The 16,447-nt window shown below is 64.9% G+C and carries 13 protein-coding genes; 10 read left to right on the top strand and 3 right to left on the bottom strand.

The features are described from left to right. Window positions 1-94 precede the first annotated feature (94 nt). From hflK to M3I54_RS34045, 7 genes are all read left to right on the top strand, one after another. On the top strand, window positions 95-1,585 hold the full coding sequence (gene hflK, locus M3I54_RS34075) for an FtsH protease activity modulator HflK (protein ID WP_254343764.1): 1,491 nt from the start codon (window positions 95-97) through the stop codon (window positions 1,583-1,585). A 13-nt stretch (window positions 1,586-1,598) separates the two neighbouring features. Next, a complete protein-coding gene (gene hflC, locus M3I54_RS34070; protein WP_254343763.1) occupies window positions 1,599-2,513 on the top strand; it encodes a protease modulator HflC in 915 nt (304 codons plus the stop codon). A 47-nt stretch (window positions 2,514-2,560) separates the two neighbouring features. Continuing rightward, complete coding sequence (locus M3I54_RS34065; protein WP_028210024.1) at window positions 2,561-2,752, top strand: DUF2065 domain-containing protein; 192 nt, start codon at window positions 2,561-2,563, stop codon at window positions 2,750-2,752. 122 nt (window positions 2,753-2,874) lie between these two features. Continuing rightward, window positions 2,875-4,026: an ATP phosphoribosyltransferase regulatory subunit gene (locus M3I54_RS34060; protein ID WP_254343762.1), complete on the top strand. Its 1,152-nt coding sequence runs from the start codon at window positions 2,875-2,877 to the stop codon at window positions 4,024-4,026. A 179-nt stretch (window positions 4,027-4,205) separates the two neighbouring features. Further along, window positions 4,206-5,552, top strand: coding sequence for an adenylosuccinate synthase (locus M3I54_RS34055; RefSeq protein ID WP_254343761.1), 1,347 nt, complete (start codon window positions 4,206-4,208; stop codon window positions 5,550-5,552). A 23-nt stretch (window positions 5,553-5,575) separates the two neighbouring features. Continuing rightward, complete coding sequence (locus M3I54_RS34050) at window positions 5,576-6,145, top strand: phosphoribosyltransferase (RefSeq protein WP_201697216.1); 570 nt, start codon at window positions 5,576-5,578, stop codon at window positions 6,143-6,145. A gap of 261 nt (window positions 6,146-6,406) precedes the next feature. Next, window positions 6,407-8,293, top strand: coding sequence for a potassium transporter Kup (locus tag M3I54_RS34045; RefSeq protein WP_254343760.1), 1,887 nt, complete (start codon window positions 6,407-6,409; stop codon window positions 8,291-8,293). A 96-nt stretch (window positions 8,294-8,389) separates the two neighbouring features. On the opposite strand, the gene M3I54_RS34040 is transcribed toward M3I54_RS34045, so the two are convergent. After that, window positions 8,390-10,741, bottom strand: a complete 2,352-nt coding sequence (locus M3I54_RS34040) for a Tex family protein (protein ID WP_254343758.1) — start codon at window positions 10,739-10,741, stop codon at window positions 8,390-8,392. A gap of 179 nt (window positions 10,742-10,920) precedes the next feature. Here M3I54_RS34040 and M3I54_RS34035 point away from each other — a divergent pair, with 179 nt between their 5' ends. From M3I54_RS34035 to M3I54_RS34025, 3 genes are all read left to right on the top strand, one after another. Then, window positions 10,921-11,928: a colicin transporter gene (locus M3I54_RS34035; protein WP_254343756.1), complete on the top strand. Its 1,008-nt coding sequence runs from the start codon at window positions 10,921-10,923 to the stop codon at window positions 11,926-11,928. Between the two features lie 86 nt (window positions 11,929-12,014). After that, window positions 12,015-12,248 (top strand): DUF465 domain-containing protein, encoded by a 234-nt coding sequence (locus M3I54_RS34030; RefSeq protein ID WP_028204122.1) that lies wholly within the window; start codon window positions 12,015-12,017, stop codon window positions 12,246-12,248. A 76-nt stretch (window positions 12,249-12,324) separates the two neighbouring features. Further along, window positions 12,325-14,601, top strand: coding sequence for an ATP-dependent DNA helicase (locus tag M3I54_RS34025; RefSeq protein WP_254343754.1), 2,277 nt, complete (start codon window positions 12,325-12,327; stop codon window positions 14,599-14,601). A gap of 167 nt (window positions 14,602-14,768) precedes the next feature. Here M3I54_RS34025 and M3I54_RS34020 read toward each other — a convergent pair whose 3' ends face one another. Together M3I54_RS34020 and M3I54_RS34015 are read right to left on the bottom strand one after the other, a co-directional pair. After that, entirely contained in the window at window positions 14,769-15,044 is a 276-nt protein-coding gene (locus M3I54_RS34020; RefSeq protein WP_081771656.1) for a hypothetical protein, read from the bottom strand. Window positions 15,045-15,276: 232 nt separating this feature from the next. Further along, on the bottom strand, window positions 15,277-16,447 hold a 1,171-nt coding region (locus tag M3I54_RS34015), incomplete at its 5' end, for a cupin domain-containing protein (protein WP_254343753.1).

Genomic DNA, 16,447 nt, shown 5'->3' with positions numbered 1-16,447 from the left:
CGCCCGGCATTGTCTTGCACGCAAGGCCGGCCCAGCGGCTCCGATGGAATCCGCACGCAATTGACCCGCTGTCTACTCTGGTGAACGAACACAGGTGAACGATTACAACAAGCGGACTGGCTGGCAGCGCGCGCGCGCCATTTTCTCGCTGAACGACCCGCGTTGGGGTCGAGGCGACGACAATGGCCAGCGTTCTGACGACGGGCGCCGCCCGCCGGGCAATAACGGCAACAAGGGTGGCAACGGCGACAAGGGCGACGGTCCGCCGGATCTCGACCAAATGTGGCGCGACTTCAACCGCCGCGTCTCCGCTTTCTTCGGTCGCAAGGGCAAGGGCCCGGGCGGCTTCGGGCCGCGCCCGGACAATGGCCATGGCGCGCGTATCGGCGTGGGCATCGTGCTCGGCGTGCTCATCGCGATCTACGTGGGCAGCGGCGTGTTCGTCGTTCAGGAAGGGCAGGCCGGCGTCGTGCTGCAGTTCGGCCAGTATCGCCACACGGTAGGCCAGGGCGTGCACTGGCGCATGCCGTATCCATTCCAGACTCACGAAATCGTCAATGTCGGGCAGATCCGCACCGTCGAGATCGGCCGCAGCAACCTCGTGCGTCCGGCAAACGTGAAGGACGCCGCGGTCATCACGCACGACGGCGACATTCTCAACGTGCGCTTTACCGTGCAGTACCAGGTCAAGCAGCCAACCGACTATCTGTTCCTCAGCGTCGATCCCGACCTCACCGTCACGCAGGCCGCGCAGGCGGCGGTGCGCACCGTGGTGGGCGCGCGCAGCACGAATGACATGCTTTACGCGGACCGCGAGCCGATTCGCGCCCAGCTTGCCGACACGATCCAGCACGCGCTCGACGAGTACAAGACAGGCCTCGGCGTGACCGGCGTCGCGATCCAGAGCGTCTCGGCGCCTGATCAGGTGCAGGCTGCGCTCGACGACGAAGCCAAGGCGCGCCAGGACCGCGACCGCGCGACGCGCGACGCGCAGGCCTATGCCGACCAGCTGCTGCCGCGCGCGCAGACCGACGCGGCGCGTCTCGTCGACGAAGCCAAGGCGTACAGCGAACGCGTGGTTTCGCAGGCGCAAGGCGACGCACAACGGTTCACGCAGGTCTACGAACAATATGCGAAGGCGCCGGCGGTGATCCGCGAGCGTATGTATCTCGAGACGATGCAACACATCTATTCGAATGCGACGAAAGTGTTCGTCGACAGCAAGTCGGGCAACAACGTGATTTATCTGCCGCTCGACAAGCTCGTCGACATGACACGGCAGCGCGCCGCCGTGGCGGCGGGCGCAACGGGCGCGGCTGCGGCCTCGGCCTCAGGCGCTGGTGCGGCAACGGCGGCAACGGCAGGCGCGGCTTCGGACGCCAATGCGGCTTCCGCGCCGGCAGCCGGCAGCGACTCACAGCAAGGCGCGCAACCGGGCGTACAACCGGGCGCGCAACAGCAGGGCGCCCAGCAGCCGGGCGCGGCTCCCGCAACCACGGCTAGCGATGCGGCAGCCGCCGCGAGCGACGCCTTCCGTTCGCGCGATGCGTTCCGCTCGCGCGGCCGCGAAAGCGACGTGCAATAAGGGGCGCGCCGATATGAACAAGATCATTGCGCTCGTCGTTGCCGTCGTGGTTGTCGTGCTGGTTGCGTCGTCGGCCGTTTTCATGGTCGATCCGCGCCACGTCGCCATCATTTCTTCGTCGGGCGGGGCCAATGCCACGCTCGCCGGTCCCGGGCTGCATGTAAAGCTGCCGCCGCCGTTCCAGACCGTCACGTTCATCGACACGCGCATTCAGGCGTTCGATGCGCCCGACGCCGACCGCTACACGACCTCGGACAAGACCGAGCTGCTCGTGAACCCGGTGGTGCGTTATCGCATTTCCGATCCGCTCAAGCTCTTCGCGGCCACGAAGGGCGATGCGCAGACGCTTTCCGACCGTCTCGCCTCGCTGTCACGCGACGCGCTCGGCGACGCGATCTCGAAAGTTACGCTCACCGAAGCGCTGGCGCAGCAGGAAGCCATCGCCAACGGCGCGCGCGATGCGCTGAGGCAAACCGCGGCGCCGCTCGGCATCGACGTGATCGCAATCGAACTCACGCGCGTCGATTACCCGCCGGAGCTGGCGCAGACGGTCTTCAAGCGCATGAGCGCCGCGCGCGAGCAGGCCGCTGCCGAGATTCGCGAGAAGGGCGCGGCCGAAGCGCAGCAGATCAAGGACGACGCGGGGCGCAAGCAGCAGGGCGTGCTGGCCGATGCCTATGCCCAGGCGCAAGCGATCAAGGGCGAGGGCGACGGCCGGGCCGCCGCGATTGCCGCCGAGGCGTTCGGGCGCGACCCGGACTTCTACCGGTTCTATCAGAGCATGCTCGCGTACCGCGAGAGCTTCCGGCCCGGCGACGTCATCGTGGTCGATTCGTCGAGCGACTTCTTCCGCTTCATGCGTGGTCCGAACGGCGGCGCGAATGGCGGAGATAACACTCCGGCTTCGGCCACCCCGCGCAAACACTAGACAAAACGAGACACACGCGCCGCGCACTGCGCGGCGTATTTCTTCGCATGGACATAGCTGGCTCCCTCTTGCTCGCGATCGCGCTGATGCTGATTATCGAGGGCATGTTCCCGTTCGTCTTTCCGACGGCGTGGCGCGACACATTCCGTAAAATCGCGGAACGGCCGCCGCATCACATCAGGATTGGCGGGCTCATCGTGATGGGGCTCGGCCTCGTCCTGCTGATGCTGGCGACCTGACGGCCTGGTGCCGTCGCTGTCTTCAGATGCGGTGTGCGATTGGCGTTTTTTGACGGATTCCGAATTATCGGGCCGCGTGGCGTTTCGCCGCGCGCGGCCCTCATTGTGGTAGGACTCAACCGATGTCGACCTGGTTACTCCCCGAGAATATTGCGGACGTGCTGCCGTCCGAAGCGCGCAAGATCGAAGAGCTGCGCCGCCGCCTGCTGGACCGTTTTCGCACCTATGGCTACGAAATGGTCATGCCGCCGTTGCTCGAATATCTCGAGTCGCTGCTCGTGGGCAGCGGGCGCGACCTGAACCTGCGCACGTTCAAGCTCGTCGATCAGCTCTCGGGCCGCACACTCGGCCTGCGCGCCGACATGACGCCGCAGGTCGCGCGCATCGACGCGCACCTCTTGAACCGCCAGGGCGTGACGCGCCTGTGCTACGCGGGCAACGTGCTGCACACGCTGCCGCGCGGTCTGCACGCCACGCGCGAACAGATCCAGACCGGCGCGGAAATCTATGGTCACGCGGGCCTCGAAGCGGACCTCGAAATCCAGCAGCTGATGCTCGATGCGCTGCGTCTCGCGGGCCTCGCCAAGGTGCGCCTCGACCTTTCGCACGCAGGTGTGCTCGCGGCGATCTTCGAAGCGGATCCGGCTGCGGCCGCGCTTGGCGATGCATTGTATGAAGCGCTCGCCGGCAAGGACGTGCCGCGTCTCGCGGAACTCACGCAGGACCTCGGTGCCGCCACGCGCGACGCCCTGCGCGCGCTGCCGTCGCTCTACGGCGACGCGAGCGTGATCGACGAGGCGCGCACGCGTCTGCCGGCGTTGCCGGGCATCGCTCGCGCGCTCGACGACCTCGCGTTCCTCGTGCGTGAGATCGAGGGAGCGGAGTTGATGATCGACCTCGCGGATCTCGGCGGCTACGCGTACCACAGCGGCGTGATGTTCTCGGCCTACGTGGACGGCGTGCCGAACGCCGTGGCCCGTGGTGGCCGGTACGACAAGGTGGGCGAGGCCTACGGGCGTGCCCGCGCGGCAACGGGCTTCTCGCTCGATTTGCGCGAAGTGGCGCGTATTTCACCGGTCGAAGCGCGCAGCAGCGCGATCCTCGCGCCGTGGCGCCATGACGAGGCGCTGCGCACCGCTGTCGCCGCGCTGCGCGATGCAGGCGAGGTCGTGATTCAGGCGCTGCCGGGCCACGAGCACGACATGGACGAGTTCGCCTGCGACCGCGTGCTCATCGAGCGCGACGGCGTCTGGGTCGTCGAAAAGCACGCCTGATACCGCACTCGGGCGGCTATTCACGCCGCCCCGGTAGCCGCCGCGCAAGCGCGCCAAAGTACGCTTCGCATCGCGCATGCCATTGAGTGCAAAAGGAAATTCCGCGAATCCCGGGAAAAAAAGGCGGCCTTGCCGCTGAACCCAGGTAGAATACGTTTTTAACCAGCTAACGAAACACCATGTCTGCCAGCGCAGTGAATGTAACCCCGGGGCGCAATGTCGTCGTCGTGGGCACCCAATGGGGCGATGAGGGCAAGGGCAAGATCGTCGACTGGCTGACGGACCACGCGCAAGGCGTGGTGCGTTTCCAGGGCGGTCACAACGCCGGCCATACGCTCATCATCGGCGGCAAGAAGACCATTCTCCGGCTGATCCCGTCGGGCATCATGCGAGCCGGCGTCGCCTGCTACATCGGCAACGGCGTGGTGCTTTCGCCCGAAGCGCTCTTCAAGGAAATCGGCGAGCTCGAAGAAGCGGGCATCGACGTCCAGAAGCGTCTGTTCATCTCCGAAGCCACCACGCTCATCCTGCCGTACCACATCGCTATCGACCAGGCGCGCGAAGCCAAGCGCGGCGCCGCGAAGATCGGTACGACGGGTCGCGGCATCGGTCCGGCATACGAAGACAAGGTGGCACGCCGCGGTCTGCGCGTGCAGGACCTGTTCGAGCCGGAAGCCTTCGCCGAGCGCCTGCGCGAGAACCTCGACTACCACAACTTCGTGCTCACGCAGTACCTGGGTGCGCCGGCCGTCGATTATCAGCAAACGCTCGAGACGATGCTCTCGTACGCCGATCGTCTGAAGCCGATGGTAACGGACGTTTCGCGTCGTCTGTATGACGTGAACCACGAAGGCGGCAACCTCTTGTTCGAAGGTGCGCAAGGCACGCTGCTCGACATCGATCACGGCACCTATCCGTTCGTCACGTCGAGTAACTGCGTCGCGGGTGCGGCATCGGCAGGCGCGGGCGTGGGCCCGCAAAAGCTCAACTACGTGCTCGGCATCACCAAGGCGTACTGTACGCGCGTCGGTTCGGGCCCGTTCCCGAGCGAACTGTACGACGCCGACAACGCCGATCGCCAGGAAGAAGTGGGCCTCACGCTCGCGAAGGTCGGCAAGGAATTCGGTTCGGTCACCGGCCGTCCGCGCCGCACCGGTTGGCTCGACGCCGCCGCGCTGCGCCGCTCGATCCAGATCAACGGCGTGACGGGTCTGTGCATCACGAAGCTCGACGTGCTCGACGGTCTCGACGAAGTGAAGCTCTGCGTCGGCTACAAGGTGAACGGCAAGGACGTGGACATTCTCCCGCGCGGCGCCTCGCAAGTGGCCGCGTGCGAGCCGGTCTATGAGACGTTTGAAGGCTGGAACGAAAGCACCATCGGCATCACGCAGTTCGACGCGCTGCCCAGGAGCGCGCAGGCGTATCTCACGCGCGTGCAGGAAGTCGCCGGTGTGCCGATCGACATGGTTTCGACCGGCCCGGATCGCGACGAAACGATCCTGCTGCGTCATCCGTTCAAGGTCTAAGTAGCAAGAAGGCAGAAGCAAAAATGATTCAGATGATGGACCCGCGCAACGATGAAAAGAACCTGTGGGTCGGCTGGGACGAGTATCACCGGCTGATCGAACTGCTCGCGCTCAAGGTGCACGAGTCGCGCTGGAAGTTCGACCAGATCCTGTGCCTCGCACGCGGCGGTCTGCGCGTGGGCGACCAGCTCTCGCGCATCTATGACCTGCCGCTGGCGATCCTCGCAACCAGTTCGTACCGCGAAGCCGCCGGCACGGAGCAGGGCGAGCTCGACATCGCGCAGTACATCACGATGACGCGCGGTCACCTGGAGGGCAACGTGCTGCTCGTCGACGATCTCGTCGATTCGGGCGTCACGCTCGCACGCGTACAGGAGCACCTCAAGGAGCGTTACCCGGCCGTGACCGGCGTGCGCTCGGCGGTGCTCTGGTACAAGGGCTGCTCGAAGGTGACGCCGGACTATTTCGTCCAGCATTTGCCGACCAATCCGTGGATCCACCAGCCGTTCGAGGAGTGGGATACGGTGCGCCCGCACAATCTCGGTGCGTGGATCAAGCGTGGTCTGCAGCAAGCGCAAGACGCACAGAAGTAATGCAGGGGTTGTGCCGCCGCCAGTGTTCCCAAACCCGCGGCGGCCAGATCCAGCGACGGAGCCTTCATGGCTCCGTTTTTTTTGTGCATCGCCCCACGATTCGCCAGCGCTGGCGCAGGCGGGCAGACGGCATCTGGGGCCGGTGCTAAACTGCGCGGGGACAAGAGGATGTCGCAGTGCCGCGACGACCGCTCGGCTTCCGCCGCAGCCCGGTTTAGAATAGCGCTCGTTTTTTCCGCCTCGCAACGGATTACCGCGTATATGACAACTAGCACACACGTGGCCAAACAGCCGCTACCTTCTCTCGCCGTAGCGGCCATCGGCGTGGTGTTCGGCGACATCGGCACGAGCCCGCTGTATTCGCTGAAAGAGGCGTTCAGCCCGGCACACGGCATTCCGCTCAACGAGACGTCCATCCTCGGCGTCATCTCGCTGCTGTTCTGGGCGATCGTGATCGTCGTGAGCGTCAAATATGTCCTTTTTGTGATGCGTGCCGACAACAACGGCGAGGGCGGCGTGCTCGCGCTTATGGCGCTCGCCATGCGCTCGTTCAATCGCAAGAGCAAGGCTGCCGCGCTGCTCACGGCGCTCGGCATCTTCGGCGCGTGCATGTTTTACGGCGACGCGGTCATCACGCCAGCCATCTCGGTGATATCGGCGGTGGAGGGCCTCGAGATCGCCGCGCCGAAGCTTTCGCACCTCGTGCTGCCATTCACCATGGTGATCCTGGTCGCACTGTTCTGGATCCAGCGTCACGGCACGGCGCTCGTCGGGCGCCTGTTCGGGCCGATCATGGTGCTGTGGTTCATCACCATCGGCGTGCTTGGCGTTTCGCGCATCGTGCAGGCGCCGGGTGTCATCGCCGCGCTCAATCCGTACTATGCGGTCGCCTTCATGGGCGCACATATGCTGCAGGCCTACGTGGTGCTCGGCTCGGTCGTGCTGGTGCTGACCGGCGCGGAAGCGCTCTACGCCGACATGGGTCACTTCGGCGCGCAGCCGATTCGCTACGCCTGGTACGTGCTCGTGATGCCCTCGCTCGTGCTGAACTACTTCGGGCAGGGTGCGCTGCTGATGCAGGACCATCGCGCGATCGAAAATCCGTTCTTCCTGCTTGCGCCGGATTGGGCATTGCTGCCGCTCGTCGTGCTTTCCACGGTGGCGACCGTGATCGCTTCGCAGGCCGTGATCTCGGGCGCCTACTCCCTCACGAGTCAGGCCATTCTGCTGGGCTACGTGCCGCGCATGAAGGTGCTACACACGTCGGACCTCGCCATCGGCCAGATCTACGTGCCGGTCGTGAACTGGATGCTGCTTTTCATCATTCTGTGCATCGTGGTCGCCTTCAAGAGTTCGGACAATCTGGCCGCCGCATACGGTATTGCCGTGACCGCGACGATGGTGATCACCACGGTGCTCGTCGCCGTCGTGATGACGAAGGTGTGGAAGTGGAACAAGGCGCTCGTCACCTGCATCATCGCTGTGCTGCTGGCCGTCGATCTGGGCTTTTTCGGCGCGAACCTGCTGAAGGTCGAGGAGGGTGGCTGGCTGCCGCTCGGCATCGGTGCGCTGCTGTTCTTCCTGCTGATGACCTGGTTCAAGGGTCGCATGATCGTGAAGGAGCGCACGGCCGCCGACGGTATTCCGCTCATGCCCTTCCTGCAGGGGCTGCTCGCGCACCCGCCGCATCGCGTGTCCGGCACGGCGATCTATCTCACGGGCAGCGAATCGCTCGTGCCGGTGAGCCTGCTGCACAACCTCAAGCACAACAAGGTGCTGCACGAACGCACGGTCTTCCTCACGTTCGTGATCCGCGACATTCCGTATGTGGTGGACGCAGAGCGCGCGGCGGTGAAGGATGTCGGCGGCGGGCTCTATCTCGTGCAGGCCGATTACGGCTTCAACGAAACGCCCGACGTGCAGGCGGTGCTTGACGACATTTCGCGCACACACAACATGACGTTCGAGATGATGGACACGTCGTTCTTCCTCGCGCGCGAGACGGTCGTGCCGACGCAACTTCCGGGGATGTCGATCTTCCGCGAACGCGTGTTCGCGTGGATGCATCAGAACGCCGCGAAGCCCACCGATTTTTTCAGCATTCCCGCGAACCGCGTGGTCGAACTCGGGACGAAGATCGAGATCTGATCGCGTCGTTTCGACCAGTAAAAAAGGCACCCTGGGTGCCTTTTTTGTTGCGCATGCAACGTGAGCCGTTGCGGCCCACGTTGCGTCATGCGGACATCAGCGTGGCTTGAGCTTCGCAAATGCCGCCGCCATCGCGCCCGCCGGCTCCGCATCGCGCGAACGCTGGCCGCCACGGTTATCGCGATTGCCGCCGCCGCGATTGTCGCGGTTGCCCGGCTGGCCCGCGCTGCCGCCACTACGCGGCGCGCCGGTGCTTGCGGGGTCGTCGTCCAGACGCATCGTGAGCGCGATGCGCTGACGCTTCACGTCGACGTCGAGTACCTTCACCTTCACGACCTGACCGGCCTTCACGACTTCGTGCGGGTCCTTGATGAACTTCGTCGACATGGCAGAGACGTGCACGAGCCCGTCCTGATGCACGCCCACGTCGATGAATGCGCCGAACGCGGCCACATTCGTCACGACGCCTTCGAGCAGCATGCCCGGCACGAGGTCGGACACTTTCTCGACGCCATCGCGGAACGTTGCCGTCTTGAACTCGGGGCGCGGATCGCGGCCCGGCTTTTCCAGCTCGCTCAGGATGTCGCGCACCGTCGGCAGACCGAAACGTTCATCCACGAACTCGGTGGGTGCGAGGCCCGAAAGCGCTTCGCGGCTGCCGAGCACGTCGCCGATCGTACGCTTGATCTTCGCGAGCATGCGCTCGACGACGGGGTACGCTTCCGGGTGCACCGACGAGCGATCGAGCGGATTGTCACCGCCGTTGATGCGCAGGAAGCCAGCGGCTTGCTCGAAGGTCTTGTCGCCCAGACGCGGCACTTTCTTCAGGTGCTCGCGCGAAGGGAACGGGCCGTTCGCATCGCGGTAATCGACGATATTGCGCGCGAGCGTCGAGTTCAGGCCCGACACGCGGGCGAGCAGGGCAACGGAGGCCGTGTTCGCATCGACGCCCACGGCGTTCACGCAGTCCTCGACCACGGCGTCGAGCGAGCGCGCGAGTTCGCGCTGGTTCACGTCGTGCTGGTACTGGCCCACGCCAATCGCTTTCGGCTCGATCTTCACGAGTTCGGCGAGCGGGTCCTGCAGACGGCGCGCGATGGAAACGGCGCCGCGCAGCGACACGTCGAGCTCGGGGAATTCCTTCGCAGCCAGTTCGGACGCCGAATAAACCGACGCGCCGGCTTCGGAAACCACGATCTTCTGCAGCTTGAATTCGGGATGCTTCGAGATCAGCTCGCTCGCGAGCTTGTCCGTTTCACGCGAGGCCGTGCCGTTGCCGATGCTGATGAGTTCCGCTTGCGTCTGCGCGGCGATGCGCGCGAGCTTCGCGAGCGAGCCGTCCCAGTCGCGGCGCGGCTCGTGCGGGTAGATCGTGTCGGTGGCGAGCAGCTTGCCCGTGCGGTCGACCACGGCGACCTTCACGCCCGTGCGCAGGCCCGGATCGAGGCCGATCACGGCCTTGGGGCCGGCCGGCGCGGCAAGCAGCAGATCCTTGAGATTGCGCGCGAACACGTGGATCGCTTCATTTTCCGCCTGCTCGCGCAGGTTGGTGAGCAGCTCGTTTTCGATATGCGGCTGCACCTTCACGCGCCAGCACCAGCGGCAGACATCGGAGAGCCATTTGTCGGCCGGGCGATTCTGGTTCGCAATGCCGAAGTGGCGCGCGATCATCGCTTCGCCCGGATGCGGCACCTGCGTGTCCAGCTCGCCGCCGACGCCGAGCTTGACCATCAGCACACCGGCGTTGCGGCCGCGGAACAGCGCGAGCGCACGGTGCGACGGCACGGTCTTGATGGTCTCGGAATAGTCGTAGTAGTCGCGGAACTTCTCGCCTTCCTCGTTTTCCTTGCCCTCGACCACGCTCGACATCACAACGCCCTGGTTGTGCAGCCAGTCGCGTAGCTTGCCGAGCAGCTCGGCCGTTTCGCCGAACTGTTCGGAGAGGATGTCGCGCGCGCCGTCGAGCGCGGCCTTGACGTCGGCGACACCTTTTTCGGCGTCCACGTACTGTGCAGCTTCCGTTTGCGGGTCGAGCAGCGGGTTCGCGAGTAGCGCATCGGCGAGCGGCTGCAGACCGGCTTCGCGTGCGATCTGCGCGCGCGTGCGGCGCTTGGGCTTGTAGGGCAGATAGAGGTCTTCGAGGACCTGCTTGCTGTCAGCGGTTTCGATGGCGCTGCGCAATTCGTCGGTGAGCTTGCCTTGTTGCTCGATGCTCGCGAGGATCGTCGCGCGGCGGTCTTCGAGTTCGCGCAGATAGAGCAGGCGCTCTTCGAGCGTACGCAGTTGCGTATCGTCGAGATTGCCCGTGACTTCCTTGCGGTAACGGGCGATGAACGGAACGGTCGAGCCTTCGTCGAGAAGCTGCACGGCGGCTGCGACCTGGCGCGGCTGCACGCTCAGTTCAGTGGCGATACGCTGGACGATCTTGAGTGCTACGGTTTCCGTCATAGGGTCTGGATATTCCTGCGAGGATCGGTTTGCGGTCCGGCGGCCGGTGCAGGCGCGAGCGCCCGAAGCGCCCAGTGTGCAAAAAGGCACGTTGCCGGGTGCGCCCGCCGGCCGGTGGAGCGGGGCATTTTGCCATAAATGGCCGAGCGCTCAACCCGGGCGGTGTTAGAATTTCAGCCATGTTCCGCTGCCCACAGAAGACGTTGACGACCTCCCGCTTCTCGCCTGATTTGCCCCTTGCCCGGTTTTGCACGCCTGTTGGCGTCACTCGGCGGTTCCCCGCTCTTGGGGCAATTTGTGCCGTCGCGTTGAGCCTTGGTGCAAGCGTTCCGGCCCTCGGGCAGGCGGTCGGGGTGTCAGGGCCGCTGCAGCAGCAAGGTGCGGCAACTGCGCCGGTGCAGCCGGCGGCTTCGGGCAGCGCGCCGTTCGCGGCGTCTGACGCGGCTGGGGGCGCTGGCACGCCACAATCGCAGCAGAGCGATTTCGACGCGCGGCAACAGGTGCTGGACCGACGTAGCGCGGAGAACGACTATCAGTATGCAGTCGCGCAGCACAACTGCTACAGCACGTTCTTCGTGAATCATTGCATCGGCAAGGCGCGCGACAAGATGCGTGTCGTGCAGGCCGATATCCGCCGCGAGCAACTGGCGCTCGACGACGAAAAACGTGCCGCGCATGCGCAGCAGCGCGACCAGCAGGCCGCATTGCAACGCGCGCAGGACGCAGCCAATGCGCCGCAGCGCGCCGCCAACGAAACGGCAAGCGCACAGGCGTACGAACAGAAGCAGCAGCAACACGCGCTCGATCAGGCGCAGCGCCAGGCCGAGGCGCCGCAGCGTGCGGCGAACGAGCAGGCGTATCAGGAAAAGCAGCGGCAGCATGCGCTGGCTCAGGCACAGCGCCAGGGCGAGCAATCGCAGCGCAATGCGAACCAGGCGGCGTACGACCAGAAGCAGGCAAACTACCAGAACCAGCTTGATGAAGCGCGCCGCCAGGGCGAACAAAAGGCTCAGGAACGCGCCGACAAGGCCCAGCGCTACCAGCAGAAGCAGGAAGACGCGGCGAAGCATAAGGGCGATGTCGAAGAGCGTCAGAAACAGGCGGCCGAGAAGGCGCAGCAAAAGCAGCAACAAGAAGAACAGCAGCAGCAACAGCAAAAGCAGCAGGAAGAACAGCAGGACCAGTAGCACGAGTAGCACGCTTTTCAGCCAGACTGCAACCTCAGGCGCGTCGTCCTTCGCAAGCGCGCGCCGCATATGTCGAGGAGGCGAGCATGCGCGAGCATCGTGAAGTCAAGACCGAGGTCCTTCGTGACCGCATTCTGCAACTGGAATCGGAACATGGCGATCTGGACCGCCTGATAGACAGGATGTCCGACACCCCGGACTATGACGATCTCGAACTGCAGCGACTGAAGAAGCGCAAGCTCAAGGTCAAGGACAACATCCTCCTGCTGCAACTGCAGCTGGACCCCGATTCAACGAAGACTTCGGACGGGCACGCCTGATTCCGGGTCCTGGCAGGCGCCGGGGCGCGGCAGTCGGCGGGTTGCGCCCTTCCGGACCGAGCAGGAACCGCTTGCCTTGAATTCAACGACCGTTTCCCGTTCCCGGCCCGCGCGCGAAGGCGGCGCGCCGGAGGCCGACGCGCGTGCGACGCAAACAGCCGCTGCACCCGTATTGAGCACACGCCGCGCTGCCGAGCTCGAGGAGCTCTTCGCGGCCGACGGCTTGCTCGCCCGCGAGATCGACGGCTATCGCCCACGCGCTGCGCAGATCGAAATGGCTCGCGCGGTCGCGGCCGCGATGGAAGCCGCCGCGCAATCTCTGGCCGACCCCGCGATGTTCGAACTCCAGTCGCGCCCGGCGCGGCGGGTCGAGCGTGGTGCGCCGGCGCCGGCGCAGCCCGGCGCCGAGGAAGCGGTGCGCGCCGCGGCCGAAAACGGCGACAACACGCTGATCGTCGAGGCAGGCACGGGCACTGGCAAGACCTATGCGTACCTTGTGCCGGCCATGCTGTGGGGCGGCAAGGTGGTCGTCTCGACGGGCACGAAGCATTTGCAGGACCAGCTCTTCGCGCGCGACATTCCCACGGTGCGCGATGCCCTGGCGGTGCCCGTGAGCGTGGCGATGCTCAAGGGCCGCGCCAACTATCTGTGCCACTACTATCTGCAGCGCACGGCCGACAACGGCCGGCTGCCGTCGCGCCAGGAAACCGCATATCTGCAGGAAATCGTGCGCTTCGCGAAGATCACGCGCTCGGGCGACAAGGCCGAGCTCGCGAGCGTGCCCGAGACAGCGGCCGTGTGGTCGATGGTCACGTCGACGCGCGATAACTGTCTTGGCCAGGAGTGCCCGCATTACAAGGACTGCTTCGTGATGCAGGCGCGTCGCGAGGCGCAGCAGGCCGACATCGTGGTCGTGAATCACCATCTGTTCTTCGCCGACATCATGCTGCGCGACACCGGCATGGCCGAACTGCTGCCGAGCGCGAATACGATCATCTTCGACGAAGCGCACCAGTTGCCCGAAACGGCAACGCTCTTTTTCGGCGAAACGCTCTCGACTGCGCAGTTCCTCGAGCTCGCGCGCGATTGCGTGGCCGAAGGCCTGAGCCATGCGCGCGACGCGGTGGAGTGGGTCAAGCTCGGTGCGGCGCTGGAGCGCGCGGCGCGCGACGTGCGGCTCGCGTTCAAGGAAGATTCGCTGCGGCTGTCGATCACGCAGTTGCCCGAGGATCACCCGCTCTTCGATGCGCTCGACGCGCTGCAGACCGAACTGGGTGCGCTTGCCACGGCACTCGCTGGGCAGGCCGAGCGTGCCGAATCGATTGGAGCGTGCCTGCGCCGCGCACGCGAGCTGCAGGGCATCCTCGCGGGCTGGACCGTGCCGCCGGGCGCCGCCCCATCGAGCGAAACACGCAAGGCCGATGCGGATGGGCAAGACGAAAACGCTCACGCGCCGGACGACGCGGACGAGAAAGTCCGCTGGGTCGAGGTGTTCTCGCACACGGTGCAGTTGCACGAAACCCCGCTTTCCGTGGCGCCGATCTTCGCCAAGCAGCGCGCCGGTGTGCCGCGCACGTGGGTCTTCACGTCGGCCACGCTTTCGGTGCGTGGTGACTTCACGCACTACGCGGCGCAAATGGGCCTGAGTTCGCGCCGCTCGATGACGCTGCCGAGCCCGTTCGACTATCCCACGCAAGGGCTGCTTTACGTGCCGCGCAACATGCCGCAGCCGTCTTCGCCGCAGTTCACCGACGCCGTGTTCGACGCGGCGCTGCCGGCGATCGAGGCGTCGGGTGGCGGTGTCTTCATGCTATGCACGACATTGCGTGCTGTCGACCGCATTGCGCAGAAGCTGCGCGACACGATCGAGGCGCGCGGCTGGAATACGCCGCTGCTTGTGCAGGGCGACGCGAGCCGCACGGAACTGCTCGAGCGCTTCCGGGCCTATGGCAACGCGATCCTCGTGGGCAGCCAGAGCTTCTGGGAAGGTGTCGACGTGCGCGGCGATGCGCTCTCGCTCGTGGTCATCGACAAGTTGCCGTTCGCGCCGCCCGATGACCCAGTGCTCGCTGCGCGCCTTGATGCGCTGGCGAAGAAAGGTCTGAGCCCGTTCGCGGTCCACCAGCTCCCGCAGGCAGTGATCACGCTCAAGCAGGGCGCGGGGCGACTGATTCGCGCGGAAACCGACCGCGGCGTGTTGATGATTTGCGACACCCGTCTCGTCGATAAACCGTATGGACGACGTATCTGGCAAAGCCTGCCGCCGTTCAAGCGGACCCGGGAGATCGAAGTGGTGCAGGCGTTCTTCGAAGAGAAGAACGGGGAGGCAGGGGAGTCTGGCGAAGCGCGTTAAGTCTCATGCGCGCCGCATAACAAAAAAGCCACGAACGTAAATTCGTGGCTTTTTCGCTTGCCCGCCGTATGTCTGAAGCGCGTTTGACGCAAGCAGCAGACCGTACGACGGTTCGCTGCGATGCCCACCGGGACCGAGGTCCCAAGCGAGCGTCGCGCGAACGCAACTTACTGGCTTGCGCCCGAAGCAGCAGCCGGAGCCGAAGCGCCTGCGTCCGAAGCAGCAGCGCCAGCGTCCGAAGCAGCGGCGGTAGCCGAAGCAGCAGCGTCGCTCGCAGCAGCAGCAGCGCCCGAAGCAGCAGCTGCCGAATCCGAAGCAGCAGCAGCCGGTGCCGAAGCAGCAGCAGCATCGCTAGCCGGCGCAGCAGCTTGGTCGCTGCTCTTGTTGCACGCAGCGAGTGCAACAGCTGCCAGCAGGGATGCTACGAGGAGGGATTTCTTCATGATCACGTCCTTTTATGGTTAAAGGTAAGCAACAGCGCAAAATAATACCGGTAAATGTGCCCCAACACCGACCTGAGCCGCTGGTGGAGACGCACTGCAAGAGCGTGAATCTTCCCTACGGCCTGGCCGGAAATTATAGGCACTTTCGTATCGACCGTCGACAAATCCGGGGACAATACGTTGTCTTTCTCATACAAGCACTATTTTAGTACGGTATAACAGTCCGAAGCGCTTAGGCAAGCACCCCGGTCCGAATCCAGCCCGCACGATACCACTCGTGTAGCAACGCTGTCACACACGAATCGTGTGAGAGTGTTACAAAGCGTTTCCCGTCCATAGAGCGCCTGTCGGCCATTGCCGGCAGCCACTTTCTTGCTTCTTTGAGCAAGTACTGTTCCCCGTTCAGGTAATACGACCGCGAATCGTAAAGCAGGATTGTCCTGCGGTCGAGTGTTATCCCGTTTTTTGCCGCTTGCGCAACGAAACGGGTTTCGTCGAGCGGTTTTGCGGGGGCGTCGAACACAACATTGGCTTTCGGTTCGGACAGCCACGAACCCACGAACGAGGAGACGTCGGCGGCGCTCCAGCGCACTTTAGCAAGCACGCCGCCAACACGCTCTACGAGTGCCGGAGGAAGCTGCGCCGGATGCGCCACGGCCGGCTGGTCGGGGTCGCGATAGAGCGTGGGCTTGCCATTGCCGTTATCGGCGCCGCGCTCGGCCAGCCAGTAAAGAAACTGGCTCGTCAGTTCGTTCGTGGAAGGAGAACGAAAGCCGATCGAGCACGTCATGCATTCGCCTTCGGCGATGCCGTCGTGCGCGATGTGCGGCGGCAGGTACAGCATGTCGCCCGGCTCCAGCACCCACTCTTCTTCAGGTTGGAAGTTCGCGAGAACCTTGAGCGGCAGGCCTTCCTGCAGCGACAGGTCGCGCTGTGCGCCGATGCGCCAGCGGCGCTTGCCCTGCACCTGCAGCAGGAAGACATCATACGAATCGAAGTGCGGGCCGACACCACCGCCGTCCGATGCGTACGAGATCATGAGGTCGTCGAGCCGAGCGTCCGGCGCGAAGCGAAAGCGCTCGAGCAGGGCACGCGCGCGGTCGTCGTGCAGGTCGGCGCCTTGTACGAGGAGTGTCCACTGGCGGGTCTTCGGCGTGGGCAGTTCGTCCGGCGAAAACGGGCCGTGTTCGAGCGCCCAGCGGCGACGAAAATGTGTGATGAGACGCGACTCGACATCGTCGCTGTCTGCGAGCGCGAAGAGAGCTTCGCGCGAGAGCGGCGCTTCGACGTCGGGAATCGCCTGGCGGATCAACAGCGGCTTTTTCTGCCAGTATTTGCGCATGAACTGCGCCGGAGTCAGGCCGCCCAGAAGCGGCGTGGCAACATCGGGCGCGGGGCATGCC

It is taken from the genome of Paraburkholderia sp. CNPSo 3274 (assembly GCF_024206475.1).
Lineage (GTDB): Bacteria > Pseudomonadota > Gammaproteobacteria > Burkholderiales > Burkholderiaceae > Paraburkholderia.
Note: the sequence above shows the minus strand (reverse complement) of the source record. Positions and strands in the feature narration are given on the sequence as shown.